22 protein-coding genes and 1 pseudogene are annotated in these 21376 nt (G+C 69.4%); 8 read left to right on the top strand and 15 right to left on the bottom strand.

Annotation, left to right across the window (positions count from 1 at the left end; all coding sequences use genetic code 11):
- Window positions 1–29 precede the first annotated feature (29 nt).
- The 7 genes from ITJ64_RS13250 to ITJ64_RS13220 all read right to left on the bottom strand — a co-directional run bounded on the left by ITJ64_RS13250 (window position 30) and on the right by ITJ64_RS13220 (window position 5108).
- A complete protein-coding gene (locus ITJ64_RS13250) occupies window positions 30–605 on the bottom strand; it encodes a GNAT family N-acetyltransferase (protein WP_194681250.1) in 576 nt (191 codons plus the stop codon).
- 5 nt (window positions 606–610) lie between these two features.
- On the bottom strand, window positions 611–1246 hold the full coding sequence (locus ITJ64_RS13245; RefSeq protein ID WP_194681249.1) for a pyridoxamine 5'-phosphate oxidase family protein: 636 nt from the start codon (window positions 1244–1246) through the stop codon (window positions 611–613).
- Between the two features lie 31 nt (window positions 1247–1277).
- On the bottom strand, window positions 1278–2522 hold the full coding sequence (locus ITJ64_RS13240) for an RNA polymerase sigma factor (protein ID WP_370545269.1): 1245 nt from the start codon (window positions 2520–2522) through the stop codon (window positions 1278–1280).
- An 85-nt stretch (window positions 2523–2607) separates the two neighbouring features.
- Window positions 2608–3015, bottom strand: coding sequence for a YciI family protein (locus ITJ64_RS13235; protein ID WP_194681247.1), 408 nt, complete (start codon window positions 3013–3015; stop codon window positions 2608–2610).
- A gap of 121 nt (window positions 3016–3136) precedes the next feature.
- Window positions 3137–3952: a siderophore-interacting protein gene (locus ITJ64_RS13230; protein ID WP_194681246.1), complete on the bottom strand. Its 816-nt coding sequence runs from the start codon at window positions 3950–3952 to the stop codon at window positions 3137–3139.
- A gap of 38 nt (window positions 3953–3990) precedes the next feature.
- Window positions 3991–4731: a hypothetical protein gene (locus ITJ64_RS13225; RefSeq protein WP_194681245.1), complete on the bottom strand. Its 741-nt coding sequence runs from the start codon at window positions 4729–4731 to the stop codon at window positions 3991–3993.
- 71 nt (window positions 4732–4802) lie between these two features.
- On the bottom strand, window positions 4803–5108 hold the full coding sequence (locus tag ITJ64_RS13220; RefSeq protein ID WP_194681244.1) for a hypothetical protein: 306 nt from the start codon (window positions 5106–5108) through the stop codon (window positions 4803–4805).
- A 184-nt stretch (window positions 5109–5292) separates the two neighbouring features.
- Here ITJ64_RS13220 and ITJ64_RS13215 point away from each other — a divergent pair, with 184 nt between their 5' ends.
- Complete coding sequence (locus ITJ64_RS13215) at window positions 5293–5736, top strand: nitroreductase family deazaflavin-dependent oxidoreductase (protein WP_194681243.1); 444 nt, start codon at window positions 5293–5295, stop codon at window positions 5734–5736.
- Between the two features lie 39 nt (window positions 5737–5775).
- Here ITJ64_RS13215 and dhaM read toward each other — a convergent pair whose 3' ends face one another.
- Genes dhaM through dhaK form a run of 3 tightly spaced genes read right to left on the bottom strand, consistent with a single transcriptional unit; the run spans window position 5776 to window position 8206 of the window.
- Window positions 5776–6513 carry a dihydroxyacetone kinase phosphoryl donor subunit DhaM gene (dhaM, locus tag ITJ64_RS13210; RefSeq protein WP_194681242.1) on the bottom strand — a complete coding sequence of 246 codons (738 nt, stop codon included), beginning with the start codon at window positions 6511–6513 and terminating at the stop codon, window positions 5776–5778.
- Complete coding sequence (gene dhaL, locus ITJ64_RS13205; RefSeq protein ID WP_194681241.1) at window positions 6513–7199, bottom strand: dihydroxyacetone kinase subunit DhaL; 687 nt, start codon at window positions 7197–7199, stop codon at window positions 6513–6515. Before dhaL ends, dhaM begins: the two co-directional genes overlap by 1 nt.
- Window positions 7200–7204: 5 nt before the next feature.
- Window positions 7205–8206, bottom strand: a complete 1002-nt coding sequence (gene dhaK / locus ITJ64_RS13200) for a dihydroxyacetone kinase subunit DhaK (RefSeq protein WP_194681240.1) — start codon at window positions 8204–8206, stop codon at window positions 7205–7207.
- Between the two features lie 174 nt (window positions 8207–8380).
- Between dhaK and ITJ64_RS13195 the strand changes: the two genes are divergently transcribed.
- On the top strand, window positions 8381–9151 hold the full coding sequence (locus ITJ64_RS13195; RefSeq protein ID WP_370545182.1) for an MIP/aquaporin family protein: 771 nt from the start codon (window positions 8381–8383) through the stop codon (window positions 9149–9151).
- A gap of 72 nt (window positions 9152–9223) precedes the next feature.
- Entirely contained in the window at window positions 9224–10738 is a 1515-nt protein-coding gene (gene glpK / locus ITJ64_RS13190; RefSeq protein WP_194681238.1) for a glycerol kinase GlpK, read from the top strand.
- 12 nt (window positions 10739–10750) lie between these two features.
- Here glpK and trpD read toward each other — a convergent pair whose 3' ends face one another.
- Window positions 10751–11803 carry an anthranilate phosphoribosyltransferase gene (trpD, locus tag ITJ64_RS13185; RefSeq protein WP_194681237.1) on the bottom strand — a complete coding sequence of 351 codons (1053 nt, stop codon included), beginning with the start codon at window positions 11801–11803 and terminating at the stop codon, window positions 10751–10753.
- 141 nt (window positions 11804–11944) lie between these two features.
- Here trpD and ITJ64_RS13180 point away from each other — a divergent pair, with 141 nt between their 5' ends.
- From ITJ64_RS13180 to ITJ64_RS13160, 5 genes are all read left to right on the top strand, one after another.
- On the top strand, window positions 11945–12535 hold the full coding sequence (locus ITJ64_RS13180; protein WP_370545181.1) for a heme-copper oxidase subunit III: 591 nt from the start codon (window positions 11945–11947) through the stop codon (window positions 12533–12535).
- A gap of 56 nt (window positions 12536–12591) precedes the next feature.
- Entirely contained in the window at window positions 12592–13386 is a 795-nt protein-coding gene (locus ITJ64_RS13175) for a c-type cytochrome (protein ID WP_173180883.1), read from the top strand.
- A 48-nt stretch (window positions 13387–13434) separates the two neighbouring features.
- Window positions 13435–14505, top strand: coding sequence for a ubiquinol-cytochrome c reductase iron-sulfur subunit (locus ITJ64_RS13170; protein ID WP_194681236.1), 1071 nt, complete (start codon window positions 13435–13437; stop codon window positions 14503–14505).
- Window positions 14502–16205 (top strand): ubiquinol-cytochrome c reductase cytochrome b subunit, encoded by a 1704-nt coding sequence (locus tag ITJ64_RS13165; protein WP_194681235.1) that lies wholly within the window; start codon window positions 14502–14504, stop codon window positions 16203–16205. The genes ITJ64_RS13170 and ITJ64_RS13165 overlap by 4 nt, the downstream gene beginning before the upstream one ends.
- Before the next feature lie 156 nt (window positions 16206–16361).
- Entirely contained in the window at window positions 16362–17669 is a 1308-nt protein-coding gene (locus ITJ64_RS13160) for a cell wall-binding repeat-containing protein (protein WP_194681234.1), read from the top strand.
- Window positions 17670–17819: 150 nt separating this feature from the next.
- Here the strand turns inward: ITJ64_RS13160 and ITJ64_RS18955 are convergent.
- The 4 genes and pseudogenes from ITJ64_RS18955 to coxB form a co-directional block, all read right to left on the bottom strand.
- Window positions 17820–17999, bottom strand: a pseudogene (locus ITJ64_RS18955) (cytochrome ubiquinol oxidase subunit I); the annotation flags it as partial.
- Between the two features lie 300 nt (window positions 18000–18299).
- On the bottom strand, window positions 18300–18719 hold the full coding sequence (locus tag ITJ64_RS13155) for a cytochrome c oxidase subunit 4 (RefSeq protein ID WP_194681233.1): 420 nt from the start codon (window positions 18717–18719) through the stop codon (window positions 18300–18302).
- Between the two features lie 4 nt (window positions 18720–18723).
- Window positions 18724–20472, bottom strand: a complete 1749-nt coding sequence (ctaD, locus tag ITJ64_RS13150; RefSeq protein ID WP_228508675.1) for a cytochrome c oxidase subunit I — start codon at window positions 20470–20472, stop codon at window positions 18724–18726.
- 9 nt (window positions 20473–20481) lie between these two features.
- On the bottom strand, window positions 20482–21354 hold the full coding sequence (coxB, locus tag ITJ64_RS13145) for a cytochrome c oxidase subunit II (RefSeq protein ID WP_370545180.1): 873 nt from the start codon (window positions 21352–21354) through the stop codon (window positions 20482–20484).
- Between the last annotated feature and the right edge of the window lie 22 nt (window positions 21355–21376).

Here is a 21376-nt window from a genome sequence, read left to right as displayed (position 1 = left end):
GCCACTGACAGCCGGGTCGCCGTCCCCACTCACGACCGCAGGTCGAGCCGCATGAGCACGCGCGGGAACCCGTTCAGCACCGAACCCGTCTCCGCCGCCACCTCGAACCCGGCCCGCTCGAACAGCGCCCGCGTGCCCACGTACGCCATCGTCAGGTCGACCTTCGCCCCCCGGTTGTCCACGGGGTAGGCCTCGACCGCCGGCGCACCGTGCTCCCGCGCGAACTCGACGGCTCCCGCGACGAGCCGGTGCGCGAGCCCCTGCCCGCGGTGCCCCGGCCGCACCCGCACGCACCACAGCGACCAGACCGGCAGCTCGTCGACGTGCGGGATGCGGCGGTTCCGCGCGAAGGTCGTGTCGGCCCGCGGATGCACGGCCGCCCATCCCACGACCTCGCCGTCGTCGTAGGCGAGCACCCCCGGCGCCACGTCCTCGGCGACCAGCTCGCGCACGAGCTCCCCGCGCTCGACTCCCCGCAGCGCGTTGTTGCGGGCCGACGGGATGCGGTAGCTCAGACACCAGCACACCGACGCGTCGGGCCGCTTAGGACCCACCACCGCCGCGACGTCCTCGAACACGGTCGCCGCCCGCACCTCGATCGCCATACCGGTCAGCTCCGGTAGAGACCGTCGGCGTAGGACGCCCCGTAGTACCGCGCGAGCTCCTCGAGAGGTTCATCGGGGCGCTCGACCGCCTTCGCGATCTCGGGGCGGGACGGCACCGCGTCGGGATGCCAGCTCGACGGCTCCCACAGCTCCGAGCGCAGGAACGCCTTCGCGCAGTGGAAGTACACCTCCTCGACGTCGACCACGAGGGCGACGAGCGGCCGGTGGCCCTTCACGGCCATCTCGTCGAGCAGGGCCGCATCCGTCGACAGGCGCGCCCGCCCGTTGACCCGCAGGGTGTCGCCGCGGCCCGGCACGAGGAAGATCAGGCCGGCGTGCGGGTTCTCGAGCACGTTGTGCAGGCTGTCGGCGCGCCGGTTGCCGGGCCGCTCGGGCAGGGCCACGGTGCGCTCGTCGAGCACGACGGCGAACCCGGGCGGGTCGCCCTTCGGCGACACGTCGCAGCGGCCCTCGGCGTCGGAGGTGGCGACGAGGCAGAACGGGGAGGCGGCCAGCCAGGCGCGGTCGACCTCGTCGAGCACCGGCCGGGCCTTGTCCCGCGTGCGCGGAAGGGGCGAGCCGAGCAGCGCCTCGAGCTCGTCGTGGGTGCGGGGCGCGATACCGGGTTCGAGGGGAGTCACCCTCCGATCCTGGCGCACCGGGCTCGAGCTGTCAGCCCCCGGGGAGCGCCGCGGCCTTGGCGAGCAGCACGGCGCGGGCCCGTTCGTTGCGGGTCAGCCCTGCCGCCGCGACCAGCTCCGAGCGCGCCTCCGGCACCCGGCCGAGCTGCGCGAGCAGTTCGCCGCGCACGCTCGGCACGAGATGCGAGCCGGCCAGTGCGCCCGTGGCGACGAGCTCGTCGACCATCCGCAGGGCGGACGCCGGCCCGACCGCCATCGACACGGCCACCGCCTTGTTCAGCTCGACCACGGGGTTCGGCGCCAGCGCTCCGAGCGCCTCGTAGAGCAGCACGATGCGCTCCCAGTCCGTCCCGGCCACGTCGGGAGCCACCGCATGGCACTCGGCGATCGCCGCCTGCAGCGCGTACGGCCCGCGACCCCGGCCGCGTCGCCGGGCCGCCTCGTCGGATCGGGCGAGCGCCGCCCGGCCGCGCCCGAGCCGAGCCCGGTCCCAGCGCCGCCGGTCCTGGTCGGCGAGCAGCACCGGGCTGCCGTCGGCGGCCGTGCGAGCGGGGAAACGCGCCGCCTGCAGCTCCATCAGGGCGAGCAGCGCGTGCACCTCCGGCTCGCGCGGCAGCAGACCGGCGAGCACGCGGCCGAGGCGCACCGCCTCGTCGGCCAGCTCGGGCCGCAGCCACCGCTCGCCGGAGGTCGCCGAGTACCCCTCGGTGAAGATCAGGTACAGCGCCGCGAGCACCCCGCCGAGCCGCCCGGTCCACTCGGCGGGCTCGGGGCTCTCGAACGGCACGTTCGCGGCGGCGAGCGTCTTCTTCGCCCGCACGATGCGCTGCTGCACCGTCGCCACGGGCAGCAGGTACAGCCGCGCGATCTCCTCGCTGGTCAGCCCGCCGACCACCCGCAGCGTCAGCGCCACCTGCGCGTCGCGCCCGAGCACGGGGTGACAAGCGATGAAGACGAGCCCGAGCACCTCGTCGCCGACGAGATCGCCGGCCCGAGCATCCGCCCCGCCGCCGACACCGGTACCGACACCGGCATCAGCCCCGGCGGCCAGCGACGCGTACCGCTCGTCGAGGCCGCTCCCCCGCCGCAGCGCGTCGACCGCCCGCCGTTTCGCCACCGCCGTCAGCCAGGCGCCGGGGTTCCGCGGTTCGCCCTCGACCGGCCACTGCACGAGCGCCTGGGCGAGGGCGTCCTGGGCGGCGTCCTCGGCGAGGCCGAAGTCGCCGAACGCCCGGGCCAGCCCGGCCGTGATGCGCGCCCCTTCGATGCGCCACACCGCCTCGACCGCCCGCCGCGCAGAGGCGGCGGCAGCAGCACCCGCGCCGGCACCCGCGCCGGCGCCATCGGCCGCACCGGCAGGATCAGCCACGCCACTCCTTCTCCTTCTGGATGAACTCGTTGTCCGCGAACTCGGCGAAGTCGCTCTCGTCGGTGATCCGCCGCACCTCGAGCTTCGAGCCGGCCCCGAGCGGTGCTCGCTTCGCCCACTCCAGCGCCTCCTCCTTCGTGGCCACCTGCACGATCCAGAAGCCGTTGAACAGCTCGTGCACCTCGCCGTAGGGCCCGTCGGTCACCGTCGGGGCCTCGCCCGAGAAGTCGACGACGAAGCCCTCCTTCGCATCCGACAGCCCGTCGCCGCCGATCAGCACGCCGGCGGTGATCATCGACTCGTTGTAGGCGCCCATGGCGTTGATGACCTCCGTGAAGTCGAGGTCCTTCGACGCCTCGAGGGCCTCGGCGGTGGTGCGCATGATGAGCATGTACTTCATGGGTGTCTCCTTCGTGGGTGTCCGTCGCGAGGCGCTCCGGTGCACCTCCTACTATCGCGTCGAACGGCGCGACGCGATATCGACATCGCCCCGAAAAAAGATCAGCGGATGCGCGGCGCCCTCATCTCCCGCCCCGTTTCCAGTACCCGCAGAACGTGACGTCCGCCTTGGGCACCCCCCGCTCCGCGACCAGGTGTCGCCGCACCCCGGTCGCGACGGCGGACTCCCCCACGGCGAACGCCGCCACCCGCCCCTCGAGGGCCGGCAGCCCCCGCACCGCCGGCAATGCGGCCTCCCCGGGAGCGGCCCCCGGCGACCTCGTCACCCAGTGCACCTCGATGCCCTCGGGCGCGTCGACCTCCTGCCGGTCCCGCTCGTCGAAGAGCTCGATGACCGCGTGCCCGCCGGCGTCGCGGGGCAGGTCGCGCAGGATGCCCGCCACCGCCGGCAGCCCGCTCTCGTCGCCGACGAGCAGCACGCTGTCGTGCGGCCCGCCGTCGTGGTGCCGTGGCGTCCAGCCGCAGCCCTGGTCGATGAACGCGACCTCGGCGAGCGGCGATCCGGGCTCGACGGCGCTCGCCCAGGGCCCGGCGACCCCGGCGTCGCCGTGCACCACGAAGTCGACGTCGAGCTCGGCCGGCTCGGCCCGGTACGCGCGCACGGTGTAGTTGCGGATGACCGGCCGGGTGCCCTTCGGCAAGGTGAGGTACTTCAGGTAGCCGCCGAGGCCGAAGCTGTCGGGCAGCCGCTCGAAGCGGGTGCCGTCGCTGACGGGCACGGCGAGCCGGAACCACTGATCGAACCCGCGGAAGCGGAACCGCTCGAGATCGCCCCCGCCGAACGTGAGGCGCTGCATGTGCGGGGTGACCCGCTCCGATCGCAGCACCGTGGCCCGCACGAGCCCCGACTCGGCGTGCGTGACGGTGATGTTGCTCATGCGCTCCCCCTCCGCTGGTAAGGCTACCCTAAGTTACCTCAGCGCTGCAGGGCCCGACGCAGGGCGGCGCTCCCGAGCAGGGTGACGTCGTCGGCCGGTTCGGCGACGACGGCGAGCTCGCGCGAGGCCTCGACGAGCGGATGCGCGGGCGCCAGTACCGCGGCCCCCCGCGCCACGGCCGATCCGACGAGGCTCCGCAGCTCCCGTCCGAGCCGGCCCTCCGCGCCGGTCGCGACCCGCGCCTCGGCGGGATCGAGCCACAGCAGATCGTCCTCCCGCAGATCGCCGAGCAGCTCGAACGCCGGCTTCGTCACGAGGGTGACGTCGCGGTCGGCGAGCAGCCGGGCGAGCATCCGCAGCCCGGTCTCGTCGATCGGCACGGCGTCGCGACCGTACTCGACGGGCGGCGCGTCGTCGGGGTCGGCGGGGTCGGGCGTGACGACGCGGGGCTGCGCGCCCCGGGCATCCGGTCTCGCCGTGCCCCGCAGGTAGACGTAGCGCGCCGCGCGGTCGGCGGGCGCGAGCGACACCGCCGCGACGGGGTCGAGGTCGCGATCGCGCACCCCCGCGAAGAAGGCGGGCGAGTGCCGCTCGGCGAGCCACCGGAGCGCGCGCACGAGCGCTTCGACGTCGTCGCGCACCACCTGCCAGACCTCGACGACGGCCGCGTTCTGGCCGGCCAACGTCGCCGAGACCTCAGGATGCGCGGACAGCACCGCGATCGCGGTCGCCCCGCCGTCGAGGAACGGCTCGGCGTAGCCGTCGAGCTCTGCGGGCACCGACTGCAGCGCGAAGCCGGCCAGGCGCCGCGCCGAGGCGCTCTCGAGGAAGGGCGCCGGTGGCCGACGGCTCAGCGGCGCGGCTCGTCGAAGTAGGAGAAGCCGATGGCGTTGCGCTCGCGCGCGGCCTCGGCCCGCTCCTCGCGAAGACGCTCGGACCGCTCCCGTCGCTCCTTGAGCACCTCGGGGTCGACGTCGAGCTTGCGCACCGTGACGCCGCCCTTGGAGGCGGGGCTGGTCTTGGCCGTCTTCGAGGCCGGCCGCGTGCTCGACGCGCCGGCGGACGAGCCGCCGCGCACCGGCGTGGACGGGGTGACCCCCGTGCCGCGGCACCGCTCGTTCAGCTTGTTCTCGTGCTGGATGAGGGTCTGCGACACGAAGCCCACCGCCACAGACTTACCGCAGACCGGGCATTTCGCTGTCGCACCGCTTGCCATCAGTTGATCAGATCCTCTCGAACGTTCGTCGTGCCCCCGCTGTCCCCTCTTCTATGGTCGCACGGAACGGGCCCACGTTCACCCCCGGGCCCCTCGTCGGGGTCGACCGTCGTACGATCGTGACATGCCTCTCATCGGAGAATACGAACCGGGAACCAGCGACTGGGCGCGTGAGCAGCTCGAGACCTACGAGGGCTCGGGCGGTACGAAGGGCACCACCCTCCGGGGCATGCCCGTCATCATCCTCACCACCGTCGGCGCGAAGTCGGGGAAGCTCCGCAAGACGCCGCTGATGCGCGTCGAGCACGACGGGGAGTACGCCGTGGTCGCCTCGCTCGGCGGAGCCCCGAAGCACCCGGTCTGGTACTTCAACATCGTCAAGGAGCCGCACGTCGAGCTCCAGGACCGCACCGAGAAGCACGACTACCTCGCCCGCGAGGTCACGGGCGAGGAGAAGGCGGTGTGGTGGCAGCGCGCCGTCGAGACCTACCCCGACTACGCCGACTACCAGACGAAGACCGACCGGGAGATCCCGCTGTTCGTCCTGCGCCGGATGGACGAGGGCTAGCGGCAGCTCCGCTGTCGGCTGCGGCCGGCACCGGGGCGGCTACTCCTCGCCGAACCCCGACTCGACGAGGTCCGCGAGCGCGTCCACGGCGTCGCCCGCCGCCGGGTCGGTGCTGGCGATCTCGACCGTCGCGCCCTTCACCAGGCCCATCGACATGATGCCGAGCAGGCTCTTGGCGTCCTTGCCGTTGACGGTCACCTTCTGGTCGAAGGTGCTCGCCAGCTTCACGAACTCGGCGGCTGGTCGCGCGTGCAGCCCGTCGCGGTTCACGATGGTCACCGTGCGCGACGGGGTTCCGGATGCGGTGGCCGGCTCCTCGAAGACCGGCACGACCGCGTTCGCCCCGGCCCCCGCATCGCTCTCGCGTCCGGGCTCGCCGAGAGGCCCCGCAGCCGACCGCGCGGCCGTCACGACCTCGTCGAGCGTCGCGCCCGACTCGGCGGCCACCGCCGCGGCGACGCCGCCCTCCACGAGCGGCGCGTCGACGATGCGCACCCGCACCTGCACCTCCTCGTCGAGGAAGTCGAGCGCGGTCTCGGCCGTGAGGATCGCGGAGCCGAGGTCGCAGAGCACGGCGACCCCGTGACCGGAGTCGGCCTCGGTGACGGCGGCGCTGACCTTGTCGAAGCTCGTGCCGATGCCGCCCTCGTCGGTGCCACCCGCGGCGACCAGGCTGGTCGAGCCGGCCATCTGGGCCGCGAGCTCGACGAGCCCCTCGGCGATCTTCGCGCTGTGCGAGACGAAGACGACGCCGACCTTGCCGGGGGTGCCCGCCATCAGGCGGCTCCCCCGGTGCTGGCTCCCCCGGTGCCGGCTCCCCCGGTGCCGGCGGCCGAGTCGGCCGCGGCCCGCAGGATCAGCGACGACGACTGCGCGCCCGGATCGCGGTGCCCGATCGCCCGCTCGCCGAGGTAGCTCGCGCGACCCTTGCGGGCGACGAGCGGCTCGGTCGCCTCGGCGCCCTTCTCCGCGGCGTCGGCGGCGGCCGCCAGGATCTCGGCGGGCGACCGGCCCTCCGCCTCCGCGGCGGCCGCGGCGTCGACCGCCGGGGTCCAGGCGTCGATCATCGTCTTGTCGCCCGGCTCGGCCTTGCCCCTCAGCACCACGCCGTCGCGCGCCGCGGTGAGGAAGGCCACCACGGCGGCGCCGTCGAGCTGCTCGTCCTTGCCGACGGCGGCGGCGCCCTTGAGGTAGGCGGTGCCGAGGAGCGGCCCCGAGGCACCGCCCACCGTCGAGATCAGCGTGGTGGCGACGAGTTTCAGGGCGTCGCCCGGAACCGCGTCGTCGGCCAGTGTGTCGAGCTTGGCGAGCACGGCCGTGAAGCCGCGGTCGAGGTTCTCGCCGTGGTCCCCGTCGCCAATCTCGCGGTCGAGCGTCACGAGCTCCACCCGGTGGTCGTGCACCACCTGCGCGGTGCGCCGGATCCAGTCCGTCGTCCAGTCGATGCCCAGAGCGTCAGCCATGCCCTCTACCTTCCCCAGCGCAGAGCAGCCGTCTGCACCGGTGCGTCCCACAGTCCGGTCAGTTCCTCGTCGAGCTTCAGCACGCTGATCGACACGCCCTGCATCTCGAGCGACGTCACGAAGTTGCCCACCAGCGAGCGGGTCACCGTGATGCCCTTCTCAGCCAACACCTCCGCGGCGTGCTTGAACACGATGTAGAGCTCGACCTGCGGGGTTCCGCCCATGCCGTTCACGAGCAGCAGCACCTCGTCGCCAGAGGCGAACGGCAGGTCCTCGAGGATGGGCCCGAGCAGGCGGTCGACGATCGCGTCGGCCGGCTCCAGCTTGATCCGCTCCCGGCCCGGCTCGCCGTGGATGCCGATGCCGATCTCGATCTCGTCGTCGGCGAGCACGAAGCTCGGCTCGCCGGCGTGCGGCACCACGCAAGGGGTCAGCGCGACGCCCATGGTGCGCACCTGACCGTTGACCTTGGTGGCGATCGCGGCGACGGCGTCGAGGTCGTCGCCCCGCTCGGCGGCGGCGCCGGCGATCTTCTCGACCAGCACGGTGCCCGCGACGCCGCGCCGGCCGGCCGTGTACAGGGAGTCCTTCACGGCGACGTCGTCGTCGACGATCACGGTGCGCACCTCGATGTCCTCGGCCGAGGCCAGGTCGGCGGCGGTCTCGAAGTTGAGCACGTCCCCGGTGTAGTTCTTCACGATGTGCAGCACGCCCTTGCCGCCGTCGACGGCCTTGGTGGCGGCGAGGATCGGGTCGGGGGTCGGGGAGGTGAAGACCGGTCCGGGAACGGCGGCGTCGAGCATCCCGAAGCCCACGAAGCCGCCGTGCAGGGGCTCGTGCCCGCTGCCGCCACCGGAGACGAGACCGACCTTGCCGGCCACGGGAGCGTCTTTGCGCGCGATGTAGATGGGGTCGTGCGAGACGGTGACGAGGTCGCCGTGCGCGGCCTCGAAGCCGACGACCGCCTCGTCGACGACGTTCTTCGGATCGTTGATGAGCTTCTTCATTGAAAATCCCTTCGGTCTCCGTGCGTCAGCGCGACGGGAGTCGGCGCCAGGCCGCCCGAGACGAATCTACGCCGGTCAAGCATGTACCTGGCAACTTCCTGGGGATACTGTTGGCACGAGCCGGTCACCCCGGAGGCCGCAGCGAGCGGCCGAACAGTGCGAAGGAAGGTCATCGTGGACAATCTCGGTATCGATTTCTTATCGGAGCTCGTGGGCACCGCCATGCTCGTGCTCCTCGGCTGCGGCGTCGTCGCGAACGTCGCCCTCGTGCGCACCAAGGGCTTCAACGGCGGGTTCCTGATGGTCAACATCGGCTGGGGCCTCGCGGTCTTCGCCGGTGTGATCGTGTCGTACGCCTCCGGGGCGCACCTCAACCCCGCCGTGACGCTCGGCCTGCTCGCCAACGGCGCGACCTCGTTCGGCTCGGAGGCCACCGCGGTCGACGTCAATTTCCTGTCGGTGATCACGTACATCGGTGCGCAGCTGATCGGTGCGATCATCGGCGCCGTGTTCGTCTGGCTGGCCTACAAGCAGCACTTCGACGAGGAGCCCGACGCGGCCAACAAGCTCGGCGTGTTCTCGACCGGCCCGGCCATCCGCTCCTACGGCTGGAACCTGGTCACCGAGATCATCGGCACCTTCGTGCTCGTGTTCGTCGTGATCGGCTTCGGCGGCGGACGCCAGGGTGACGGGGGCCTCGCGGCCCTCGGCGCCCTGCCGGTGGCGCTGCTCGTGATCGGCATCGGCGCCTCGCTCGGTGGCCCGACGGGCTACGCCATCAACCCGGCCCGTGACCTCGGGCCGCGCATCGCTCACGCCCTGCTGCCCATCAAGGGCAAGGGCACGAGCGACTGGTCGTACGCGTGGGTGCCGGTCGTCGGACCGATCATCGGCGGCGTGCTCGCGGGACTGCTCGCCATCCCCCTCCTGCCGATCCTCACCTAGCACCCAGCGGGCCGGGCCACGATGACGTGGACCGGCCCGCTCCCTTTCCGCGTCACCTACGAAGGAGTTGTCATGACGGACTACATCATCGCGATCGACCAGGGAACGACGAGCACCAGGGCGATCGTCTTCGATCACTCGGGCTCGATCGTCTCGACCGGCCAGCTCGAGCACGACCAGATCTTCCCGAAGGCGGGCTGGGTCGAGCACGACCCGAAGCAGATCTGGGACAACACCCGCGAGGTGATCGGCCAGGCGCTGTCCAAGGCCAACATCACCCGGCACAACGTCAAGGCCGTGGGCATCACCAACCAGCGCGAGACCGCCGTGGTCTGGGACAAGAACACCGGCGAGCCGGTCTACAACGCCATCGTCTGGCAGGACACCCGCACCCAGGGCATCGTCGACCGACTGTCGGAGGACGGCGGCGCCGAGCGCTTCAAGGACGTCGTGGGCCTGCCCCTGTCGACCTACTTCGCCGGCACGAAGATCGTCTGGATCCTCGAGAACGTCGAGGGTGCCCGGGAGCGCGCCGAGGCAGGCGACCTGCTCTTCGGCACGACCGACACCTGGGTGCTCTGGAACCTCACCGGCGGGGTCGACGGCGGCGTGCACGCGACCGACGTCACGAACGCCTCGCGCACCCTGTTCATGGACCTCGAGACGCTCGAGTGGCGCGACGACATCCTCGACGTGTTCGGGGTGCCGAAGTCGATGCTCCCCGAGATCAAGAGCTCGTCGGAGATCTACGGCACGGTGCACACCTCCTCGCTCCTTCGCGAGGTGCCCGTCGCGGGCATCCTGGGCGACCAGCAGGCGGCCACCTTCGGCCAGGCCGCGTTCGACGCCGGCGAGGCCAAGAACACCTACGGCACCGGCAACTTCCTCATCTTCAACACCGGCACCGAGATCGTGAAGTCCAAGAACGGACTGCTGACGACCCTCGGCTACAAGCTCGGCGACGCCGAGCCGCACTACGCCCTCGAGGGCTCGATCGCCGTCACCGGCTCGCTCGTGCAGTGGCTGCGCGACAACCTCGGTCTGATCAAATCGGCCCCCGAGATCGAGGAGCTCGCCGCCACGGTCGAGGACAACGGCGGCGCCTACTTCGTGCCGGCGTTCTCGGGCCTGTTCGCGCCGTACTGGCGGTCGGATGCGCGGGGTGCCCTCGTGGGCCTCACCCGCTACGTCAACAAGGGGCACATCGCCCGCGCGGCACTCGAGGCGACCGCCTTCCAGACCAAGGAGGTGCTGGACGCGGTCAACGCGGACTCCGGGGTGCCGCTGACCGAGCTCAAGGTCGACGGCGGCATGATCGCCAACAACCTGCTGATGCAGTTCCAGGCGGACATCCTGGACGTACCCGTCGTGCGGCCGGTCGTCGCCGAGACCACCGCGCTCGGAGCGGCCTACGCGGCCGGCCTCGCCGTCGGCTACTGGGCCGACCTCGACGAGCTGCGCGCCAACTGGCAGGAGGACTCGCGCTGGACGCCCGACCTCGACTCGGCCGAGCGGGACCGTCTGTACCGCAACTGGAAGAAGGCCGTCACGAAGACCCTCGACTGGGTCGACGACGACGTGCAGTAGCCCGTCGGATCTCTACGCGCGGGTGGCCGCGATCCAGTCGTCGAGCTTCTGGGTCGCGGCCCCCGTGTCGATGGCGGTGGCCGCGATGGCCATCTTCTCGGCCAGGCGCTCCACCATGGCGCGGTCGACCTCGGCCGGGTCGGACGCCAGCTCGAACGCCACGAGCCCCGCCGCGGCGTTCAGCAGCACCATGTCGCGCACCGGCCCGGCGTCGCCGGCGAGGGTGCGGCGCACGATCTCGGCGTTGTGCTCGGCGTCGCCCCCGCGCAGCTCGTCGATGGTCGAGGTGCGGATGCCCAGGTCCCGCGGGTTGAGGTCGTGCTCCTTCACCGACCCGCGTGAGACCTCCCAGATGTGACTGTGGCCCGTGGTGGTGAGCTCGTCGAGACCGTCGTCGCCGCGGAAGACCAGGGCGGTCGCGCCGCGGGTCTGGAAGACGCCGGTGATCAGCGGCACCCGGTCGAGGTGGGCGACACCGACGGCCGAGGCCTCGGCGCGGGCCGGGTTGCAGAGCGGGCCCAGGAAGTTGAACACCGTGGGCACACCGAGCTCGGCACGCACCGCCCCGGCGTTCTTGAAGCCGGGGTGGAACTTCGCGGCGTAGGCGAAGGAGATGCCGGTCTCCAGCAGCACCGCGGCGACCCGCTCGGGCTCCAGCTCGAGGTCGATGCCGAGGGCGCGCAGCACGTCGGAGGAGCCGCTCAGCGACGACGCCGCCTTGTTGCCGTGCTTGATCACGGGCACACCGCTCGCCGCCGCGACGATCGACGCCATCGTCGAGACGTTGACCGAGCCGTAGCTGTCGCCGCCGGTTCCGACGATGTCGAGCGCGAACGGGTCGACCTCCAGCGGGAGGGCATGATCGAGGATCGCGTCCCGGAAGCCGACGATCTCGTCGACGGTCTCGCCCTTGGCCCTCAGCGCCACCAGGAAACCTGCCAGCTGCGCCTCAGTCACCTCTCCTAGCATGATGCGGTCCATCGACCAGGTGGCCTGCGAGATCGAGAGATCCCGCCCGGTCAGCAGTCGAGCGATCATCGAGGGCCAGGTGAGCGTTTCAGCCATGGGAGCGATCCTACGGGCCGCTCCGAACCGGACACGCCGGTCGTCGGGCCCAATGGTGCGCCGAATGCAAAACCACGCCCCGATATCGGACATAATGGAACAGTGACGAGCAGCTCATTGACCCATTCTCAGAGTGCCCCTGTGGTCCAGCGCCCCAACACCGTGGCGGTGGGCACCATCGTGTGGCTCGGCAGCGAGGTCATGTTCTTCGCGGGCCTCTTCGCCATCTACTTCACGCTGCGCTCCACGAACCCCGGAGCCTGGGCCGAGCAGGCCGGTGTGCTGAACGTGCCGTTCGCGGCCGTCAACACGATCATCCTGGTCATCTCGTCGTTCTGGTGCCAGTTCGCCGTCTGGGCCGCCGAGCGCGGCCAGGTCAAGCGCACCAGCTGGGCCCCCAAGGACTGGGGCCTGACCGAGTGGCTGTTCCTCACCTACGCCTTCGGCGCCGTCTTCGTCAGCGGCCAGGTGCTCGAGTACGCGACCCTCGTCTCCGAGGGCATCACCATCGACGGCAACGCCTACGGCTCGGCCTTCTACCTCACCACCGGCTTCCACGCCCTGCACGTCACCGGCGGCCTCATCGCGATGCTGCTCATGCTCGGCCGCGTCTTCGCCGTCAAGAACTTCGGTCACAAGGAGGCGACGTCGATCATCGTCGTCTCGTACTACTGGCACTTCGTCGACGTGGTCTGGATCGGCCTGTTCTTCGTCATCTACGTGCTGAAGTAGCGCTTCACCCGATCAACCCGATGCAGCACCCGCAGTACCGAAAGAGAGTTGAGAGAATGGCCCGCAGGAGCAGGAAAGCAAACAGACGCCACCCCCTGGCGACTGTGCTGCTGATCGCTATCGGCCTCGTCGTCACGGGCGGCGGCTACGCCGCGTTCAGCAGCACCACCGCTGCGACCGCCGAGACGGACATGTCGAGCCAGCAGGTCATCGACGAGGGCGAGAAGCTCTTCGCCTCGAACTGCGCCACCTGCCACGGCATGAGCCTGCAGGGCACCGACGACGGCCCGAGTCTGATCGGCGTCGGCGCGGCCTCGGTCAACTTCCAGGTCGGCACCGGTCGTATGCCGCTCGCGATGCAGGGCCCGCAGGCCATGCAGAAGCCCGTGCAGTTCACCGACGAGCAGACGGCCGCGATGGCCGCCTACGTCGCCTCCATCTCCCCCGGCCCGGCCATCCCCGACGCCAGCCTGCTGCAGGCCGACGGCGACGCGGCGAACGGCGGCGAGCTGTTCCGCATCAACTGCGCCATGTGCCACAACGTCGCCGGCGCCGGCGGTGCGCTCACCGAGGGCAAGTACGCCCCCGAGCTCACCGGCGTGCTCGCCACGCACATCTACGAGGCCATGCTCACCGGCCCGCAGAACATGCCCGTCTTCAACGACGACAACCTCACGCCCGAGGACAAGCGCGACATCATCACCTACCTGAAGTACGTCGAGAACAACCCGTCGCCCGGTGGCTTCGAGCTCGGCAACCTCGGCCCGGTCGCCGAGGGCCTCTTCGCCTGGATCTTCGGCCTCGGCGCGATCATCGGACTGATGGTCTGGCTGACCGCCAAGTCCAACTGATCCGCGTGACCACAGCAATCACCAGCAGCAGCTCGAAAGGGATACACAATGGCACATGACGAGGTGAGCGGCATCGACTCAGCCGCCTCCGATTCGTCGGCCGTCGAGACGAGTCATCGCACTTCGGCGGGTACAGCGGTCATTGGCTCCGACGTGGAGAACCCGGGAGAGCCGCCGCACCGCGCGCGCGTCACCGATCTCGACCCGGCGAAGGCGAAGCACGCCGACCGCACGGTCTACACCCTGTTCTACCTCTCGATCGCGGGCAGCATCTTCGCCCTCGCGGCCTACATGGCCTTCCCGATCGAAGACGGCGACCCCGTCGCCCTGCGGCTGAACACCCTGTTCATCGGCCTCGGCTCCGCCCTCGCCCTCTTCGGCATCGGCCTCGCCGCCGTGCACTGGGGCAAGGCGCTGATGGTCGACAAGGAGGGCATCGACGTCCGCCACCCCGTGCGCGGCACCGACGAGACGCGGGCCCGGGCCGTCGAGATCTTCGACCAGGCCGACAAGGAGTCGGGCTTCGGACGACGCACCCTCATCCGGAACAGCCTGATCGGCGCGATCATCGCCTTCCCGCTGCCCGGCCTCGTGCTCTTCCGCGGCCTCGGCCCGCAGGACCAGGACCCGGTCGAGCTGCTCAGCCACACGATGTGGAAGAAGGGCTCGCGGCTGACGCTCGACCCGAGCGGCATCCCGGTGCGGGCATCCGACATCACCATCGGATCGGTGTTCCACATCATCCCCGAGGGCCTGAACGAGCGCGAGGACCTGCTCGAGCAGAAGGCCAAGGCCGCGGTGCTGCTCATGCGCCTCGACCCGGCCGACCTGAACATCAGCCCGGAGCGCGAGGGCTGGTCGTACGACGGCATCGTCGCGTACTCCAAGATCTGCACGCACGTCGGATGCCCGGTGGCACTCTACGAGCAGCAGACCCATCACCTCCTCTGCCCCTGCCACCAGTCGACCTTCGACGTGGTGAACGAGGCCAAGGTGATCTTCGGGCCGGCCAAGCGGCCGCTGCCCCAGCTGCCCATCGAGGTCGACTCGGAGGGCTACCTCGTGGCGCAGAGCGACTTCCACGAGCCCGTCGGACCTAGCTTCTGGGAGCGTTCATGACCAGCACGATCGAGAGGACCGAGGCCGCAGAGTCTCCGGCCACTCCGAAGAAGGGCGGCGGCATCACCGGCGCCGCCGCGAACTACCTCGACGAGCGCACGAGCATCTCGGCGGTCGTCAAGGAGTTCGGCCGCAAGATCTTCCCCGACCACTGGTCGTTCATGCTCGGCGAGGTCGCGCTCTACAGCTTCGTCGTCATCATCCTGTCGGGAACGTTCCTGACGTTCTTCTTCCAGGCCTCGATGGTCGAGACGCACTACGAGGGCGCGTTCGTGCCGCTCAAGGGCGTCGAGATGTCGGCCGCCATGGACTCGGCGCTGCACATCTCGTTCGACGTGCGCGGTGGCCTCCTGGTTCGCCAGATCCACCACTGGGCGGCGCTGCTGTTCATCGCCTCCATCGGCCTGCACATGCTGCGCGTGTTCTTCACGGGTGCGTTCCGCAAGCCCCGTGAGCTGAACTGGATGATCGGCTTCGTGCTGTTCGTCCTCGCCATGGCCGAGGGCTTCACCGGCTACTCGCTCCCCGACGACCTGCTCTCGGGCAACGGCCTCCGCATCATCGACGGCCTGATCAAGGGCATGCCGGTGATCGGCACCTGGACCTCGTTCCTGCTGTTCGGCGGCGAGTTCCCGGGCACGGCGATCGTGGGGCGCCTGTACACGCTGCACATCCTGCTGCTGCCGGCCATCCTGGTCGCCTTCCTGGCCCTGCACCTGGTGTTCGTGGTCGTGCACAAGCACACCCAGTTCGCCGGCCCCGGCCGCACCGAGAAGAACGTGATCGGCTACCCGATCCTCCCCGTGTACGCGGCGAAGGCCGGCGGCTTCTTCTTCCTGGTGTTCGGTGTCATCGCCCTGATGGCGTCGTTCTTCACGATCAACCCGATCTGGAACTACGGCCCCTACGACCCCTCCCCCGTCTCGGCCGGAACCCAGCCCGACTGGTACATCGGCTTCGCCGACGGCGCTCTGCGACTCATCCCGCCGGGCCTGGAGTTCGTCTGGCTGAACCACACCTGGTCGTTCAACATCATCATCCCGGTGATCGCGCTGGTGCTGCTGCTCCTGTTCGTCGCCATCTACCCGTTCGTCGAGAGCTGGGTCACGGGCGACAAGCGCGAGCACCACATCCTCGACCGCCCGCGGAACGCCCCGACCCGCACCGCCATCGGCGCGGCCGGCGTCACGTTCTACGCGGCGCTCTGGGCGGCGGCCTCGTCCGACCTCATGGCGACGCACTTCCAGCTCTCCATCGAGGGCGTCATCCACGTCGTCCAGGCGTGGGCGGTGCTCGGCCCGTTCATCGCGTACTTCATCACGAAGCGCGTCTGCATCGGACTGATGAAGAAGGACCGCGAGATCGTGCTGCACGGCTACGAGTCGGGCCGCATCGTCCGCCTCCCGGGCGGCGAGTACATCGAGGTGCACGAGCAGCTCGACGACTACGAGCGCTGGAAGCTGGTCGACTACGAGTCCTTCGAGCCGATCATGCTGCGCCCGAACTCGAACGGCAAGATCACCCCGGTGATGCGCCTGCGGTCGGCCATGTCGAACTGGTTCTTCGAGGACCGCATCGCCCCGGCCTCCCGCGCGGAGCTCGACGCGGCCCACGGCCACGGCCACGCCCCCGCTGTCGGCACCGGCTCCCCCGCCCGCGGCGAGCTCGAGGACCAGACCGGCGGCAACACGCACCACTGACCGCGCGCGGGCACCCGCCCGCCGCAGCTCCGCCCAGCGCCCGTCCCCTCCCGGGGCGGGCGCTTCGCGTTGTGTGAGTAGCAATTGCTCCTCACACCCTGTGCTTCTCGGGCATCAGTCTCAGATGACCTATACCACCGAAAGAAGGACAGGCCCGTGAACACTCCCCCGCGCCACCGATCCCGCAGCCGCGGGTCACTGATAGCCACATTGACACTGGCAGCCGTCGCGCTGTCAACAGCTGCCGGGACACCGCTCGCCGCATCGGCCGCCGGCGGCCCCTGGTTGATCTGTCCCCCCGCGGTCACCAAGATCGGCGCCACGGTGAATTTCGAGACCGCGGACAACGAGAACGGATCGGGCTTCGACGGGACCATCATCGCCGGTGCCCTCCCCGACGGTCTGAAGATCGGAGCGAGTCCTCGCGGTGGGGCGCCGGTGATCACGGGAACACCCACGAAGGTCGGGAGCTTCCCTTTCACAATGGAGGCCCGCAACAACGTCGGCAGCTTCAGCAGCAAAGCCTGCACGATGGACATCGTGCCCGCAGCGTCCATCGTCGAGCGGATATCCGGCGAAGACAGATATGACACGGCGAGCCAGATCGCCGGTTACAAGAAGACTCCGCTCGTCTACATCGCCAGTGGGGAGAACTATCCCGATGCGCTGAGCGCCGCCGCAACCGCCGCAGAACGCCAAGCACCCCTCCTGCTGACCACGAAGAAGGAGTTGCCCTACTACGTACGCACCCAGCTCTCCGCCTACCTCAAGCCGGAGAACATCGTCGTCGTCGGGGGTGAAGCCGCCGTTTCCGCCGATGTGATCGCTGATCTCTCCGGCCTGTCCAACCACCCGACAGTCACGCGAATCGCAGGAGCTGATCGCTTCGAGGTGTCACGCAACCTGATCACTCATCCGACCATCGGAGCACCGTCGTCGTCGTCGGTGTTCGTGGCGACCGGGCTCAAGTTCCCTGACGCGCTGAGTGCCAGCCCGGCTGCGGCCAAGACCCAGGCGCCGGTGCTGCTCGTGAACGGTGCCAGCACCGGTCTTACGCCGCAGGAAAAAGCCTTGCTGACCGCCCGAGGAGTGTCCAGTAGCACAGTCATCGGTGGCGAAGACACAGTCTCTTCCGGAATCGCCGCTGACCTTTCCGTCCTCGGAGCCAAGGTGACACGGCTCGACGGTGACGATCGATTCCTGACCGCGGCAAAGGTCGTGTCCGCGACGTTCACCGCACCGGTGGATACCGTGTACCTCGCGACGGGCTCCGACTTCCCCGATGCTCTTGCAGGAGGGGTGCTCGCAGGGCGGAACAACTCACCCGTGCTGCTCGTCCGCAAGGAGTGCCTGCCTGCAGAGGTCGCTGCACAAGTCCGCGCCCTGGCACCGAAGCACCTCGTCCTGCTCGGCGGACCGGCTGTCCTCGACGCCACCCTCGGCACTATGCCGCTGTGCAACTGACGAGCTGACCTGACAACGATGAAGGCCCGCGCCCCTGAGGGCTGCGGGCCTTCTCCCAGTCGAGGAAGGCCGACAGCACCGCGCAAGGCTGATGCCGACCGTGTCGACCCACTCGAGCTGGCCTTGGTACCAGATCAGCAACTCATGGGGCTACTTCACCTTGTCACTCATGAGGTGGTACGTCGGGGCATCGGGCGTGTCCGTCGCCGGGCGCACGCCAACCGGGATGCCGGCCTCGGGGTGGCAGAGGTCGAACTCCGACGGCTCCGACCGGAAGCGCGGGTTGGAGGTGAAGTTGTGCCGCGGCGGTGGGCACGAGGTTGCCCACTGACCAGGCGCGACCGTCCTCAGCGCGAATCTGGAGAACCTGCCGATCTGCCCGTGACAGGAGGAGGGGGTCGCTGAACTCGTGTCAGCGCACCGTCCGCCGAAGCGCTCGTCCCTTCCTGGGGCGGGCGCTTCGTCGTTCCCCAGGAGCGTCCGGCCCAGGAAGGCACGACCGTTCGGCTCGGCGCCAGCGACATCGACCCGCTGCTGCGGCAGAGCGTGGGTGTGAGCTTGCCACGCCCCGTGGAACGCAGAAGGCCCGCTCCGGGTGGGAGCGGGCCTTCGGGGTGGTGCGGGGAGTGGTCAGCGGGCGAAGTAGCCGCGGTAGTACTCGTAGGTCCAGCCGACCACGGCGACGAGGACGAGGGCGCCGGCGAGGAAGCAGATCCAGAAGCCGACCGCGAGGCCGAGCATGAGGAGGGCGCCGCCACCCGCGAGGATGATGGGCCACCAGCTCCAGGGGCTGTAGAAGCCGATCTCCGGGTCGCCGTCGTCGATGTTGGCGTCGAGGCGGTCTTCGGGTAGTTCCGCGCCCTGGGCCTTGTGCACGCGGCTCAGGTAGAAGGCGAGGAAGGCCGACAGCACCGCCGCGAGGCTGATACCGACGGTGCCGACCCACTCGAGCTGGCCGTCGTACCAGATCAGCGACCACACGGTGTAGGCCGCGGCGGCCAGCACCATGAAGACGGTCAGGATCCAGAAGAGGTTGGTATTGGCTCTCATGGGGCTACTTCACCTTGTCGTTCACGATGTCGTACGTCGGGGCGTCGGGGGCGTCCTTCGCCGGGCCCACGCCGACCGGGATGCCGGCCTCGGGGTGGTTGAGGTCGAACGCCGGCGACTCCGAGCGGATGCGCGGGATGGAGGTGAAGTTGTGCCGCGGGGGCGGGCACGAGGTCGCCCACTCGAGCGATCGGCCGTAGCCCCAGGGGTCGTTCACCGTGACCTTCGGCGCCTTGCGGGCCGTGACGTAGACGTTCAGGAAGAACGGGATCATCGAGGCCGCGAGGATGAACGAACCGATGGTGGAGAGCTGGTTCATCCAGGTGAAGCCGTCTTCGGGCTGGTAGGTCGCGTACCGTCGCGGCATGCCCATGACGCCCAGCCAGTGCTGGATCAGGAACGTCGTGTGGAAGCCGATGAACAGCAGCCAGAAGTGCCAGTGGCCGAGGCGCTCGTTGAGCATCTTGCCGGTCCACTTGGGCCACCAGAAGTAGAAGCCCGAGAACATCGCGAACACCACGGTGCCGAACACCACGTAGTGGAAGTGCGCCACCACGAAGTAGGTGTCGGAGACGTGGAAGTCGAGCGGCGGCGACGCCAGGATGACGCCGGTGAGGCCACCGAAGGTGAAGGTGATGAGGAAGCCGATCGCCCAGACCATCGGGGTCTCGAACGTCACCGAGCCGCGCCACATCGTGCCGACCCAGTTGAAGATCTTCACACCCGTCGGCACCGCGATGAGCATCGTCATCAGGGCGAAGAACGGCAGCAGCACCGAGCCGGTGACGTACATGTGGTGCGCCCAGACCGTGACCGACAAGGCGGCGATCGAGATCGTCGCGTAGATCAGGGTCTTGTAGCCGAAGATCGGCTTGCGGCTGAAGACGGGGAACACCTCGGAGACGATGCCGAAGAACGGCAGCGCGATGATGTAGACCTCGGGGTGGCCGAAGAACCAGAACAGGTGCTGCCAGAGCAAGACACCGCCGTTGGCGGCGTCGTAGATGTGGGCTCCGAAGACGCGGTCGGCGCCGAGGGCGAAGAGCGCGGCGGCGAGCACCGGGAAGGCCATCAGCACGAGGATCGACGTCACCAGGATGTTCCAGGTGAAGATCGGCATGCGGAACATGGTCATGCCCGGGGCGCGCATCGTGATGATCGTGGTGATGAAGTTCACGCCACCGAGGATCGTACCGAAGCCCGAGAGGCCGAGGCCGAAGACCCAGAGGTTTCCGCCGTCTCCTGGTGTGAACGTCGTCGACGACAGCGGCGCGTAGGCGAACCAGCCGAACGAGGCGGCGCCCTGCGGGGTGAGGAAGCCAGAGACCGCGATCAGCGAGCCGAACAGGAACAGCCAGAAGGCGAACGCGTTCAGACGCGGGAACGCCACGTCGGGCGCACCGATCTGCAGCGGCATGATCACGTTGGCGAAGCCCGCGAACAGCGGCGTCGCGAACATGAGCAGCATGATCGTGCCGTGCATGGTGAACAGCTGGTTGTACTGGTCCTTCGTCTGCAGCAGCTCGAGACCTGGCTCGAACAGCTGGGCGCGGATGACCAGGGCCATCACTCCGCCCAGGCAGAAGAACAGGAACGACGAGATCAGGTACATGTACCCGATGGTCTTGTGGTCGGTGGAGGTGATCCACTTGACCAGGATGTTGCCCTTGCGGCCGACCGTCTTGGAGGGGGTCGGAGTGGGCGCCGGGAGAGCTGCGCCGCTCGCGGGCGCAACGTCGACGGTTGCAGTCATGTCGCGTTCCTACTCTTCTTCGTGCGCGGGCTCGCCGATGCCCGGGAGGTTCTGGTTGCGGTCGTACTCGTGACCGAGCTGGCCCTCGTTGCCGGCGGCACGGAGGGACTCGATGTAGCTGTCGTACTCCTGCTGGGAGACGACCTTGACGTTGAAGAGCATCATCGAGTGGTACTCGCCGCACAGCTCGGCGCACTTGCCGGTGTACGTGCCCTCCTTCTCGGGCGTGACGTACATGTAGTTCGTCTTGCCGGGCAGCATGTCCTTCTTGTAGAGGAAGTCGATGACCCAGAAGGAGTGGATGACGTCGCGCGACTCGAGCTGGATCTCGATCTGCTTGCCGACGGGCAGGTACAGGGTCGGGATCTCGGACTCGACGAGGTTGCCGTTGTCGTCGTCGGGGTCGTCCTGACCCTGGACACCGGCGTAGTAGACGTCGTCGTTGGTGTAGTTGAAGTCCCAGGCCCACTGCTTGCCGAACACCTGGATGGTGTAGTCGGGCTTCTCGTAGGCCGCCTCGATCGCGCTCTGGTCGCGCGCCGTGAAGGCGAAGAAGCCGAGAACGAGGATGAGCGGCACGACCGTGTAGAAGATCTCGATCGGCATGTTGTAGCGCAGCTGGGCCGGCAGACCGGTCTGGCCCTTGCGACGGCGGTAGACGACGATCGCCCAGATCGTGAGGCCCCAGGTGAGCACACCCACGATGAGGAGCACGATCCACGACGTGACCCAGAGGCCGATGACGCGGTCGACGTTGTTCGTGGTGCCGGGCTCGGTGGGAAGCCAGCCTTGGAGCTGGTCCTGCGTGCAGCCGGCGAGGACAACGGACATGAGCGCCGCGATAGGGATCGCGGCCCATCGGAGACGTCGGTTAGAGCGCACCAGAGACCTTTCGGGAAGCTAC

This window comes from Herbiconiux sp. VKM Ac-1786, from assembly GCF_015350805.1.
Lineage (GTDB): Bacteria > Actinomycetota > Actinomycetes > Actinomycetales > Microbacteriaceae > Herbiconiux.
The sequence above is the reverse complement of the archived record's forward strand: the minus strand, read 5'-3'. Positions and strand labels throughout refer to the sequence as shown.

Excerpts from the sequence above, each read along its gene's own strand:
- ITJ64_RS13250 (WP_194681250.1), bottom strand. The coding sequence starts at position 605 with ATGGCGATCGAGGTGCGGGCGGCGACCGTGTTCGAGGACGTCGCGGCG.
- ITJ64_RS13235 (WP_194681247.1), bottom strand. The coding sequence starts at position 3,015 with ATGAAGTACATGCTCATCATGCGCACCACCGCCGAGGCCCTCGAGGCG.
- ITJ64_RS13230 (WP_194681246.1), bottom strand. The coding sequence starts at position 3,952 with ATGAGCAACATCACCGTCACGCACGCCGAGTCGGGGCTCGTGCGGGCC.
- ITJ64_RS13215 (WP_194681243.1), top strand. The coding sequence starts at position 5,293 with ATGCCTCTCATCGGAGAATACGAACCGGGAACCAGCGACTGGGCGCGT.
- dhaM (WP_194681242.1), bottom strand. The coding sequence starts at position 6,513 with ATGGCGGGCACCCCCGGCAAGGTCGGCGTCGTCTTCGTCTCGCACAGC.
- dhaL (WP_194681241.1), bottom strand. The coding sequence starts at position 7,199 with ATGGCTGACGCTCTGGGCATCGACTGGACGACGGACTGGATCCGGCGC.
- dhaK (WP_194681240.1), bottom strand. The coding sequence starts at position 8,206 with ATGAAGAAGCTCATCAACGATCCGAAGAACGTCGTCGACGAGGCGGTC.
- glpK (WP_194681238.1), top strand. The coding sequence starts at position 9,224 with ATGACGGACTACATCATCGCGATCGACCAGGGAACGACGAGCACCAGG.
- trpD (WP_194681237.1), bottom strand. The coding sequence starts at position 11,803 with ATGGCTGAAACGCTCACCTGGCCCTCGATGATCGCTCGACTGCTGACC.
- ITJ64_RS13175 (WP_173180883.1), top strand. The coding sequence starts at position 12,592 with ATGGCCCGCAGGAGCAGGAAAGCAAACAGACGCCACCCCCTGGCGACT.
- ITJ64_RS13170 (WP_194681236.1), top strand. The coding sequence starts at position 13,435 with ATGGCACATGACGAGGTGAGCGGCATCGACTCAGCCGCCTCCGATTCG.
- ITJ64_RS13165 (WP_194681235.1), top strand. The coding sequence starts at position 14,502 with ATGACCAGCACGATCGAGAGGACCGAGGCCGCAGAGTCTCCGGCCACT.
- ITJ64_RS13155 (WP_194681233.1), bottom strand. The coding sequence starts at position 18,719 with ATGAGAGCCAATACCAACCTCTTCTGGATCCTGACCGTCTTCATGGTG.
- ctaD (WP_228508675.1), bottom strand. The coding sequence starts at position 20,472 with ATGACTGCAACCGTCGACGTTGCGCCCGCGAGCGGCGCAGCTCTCCCG.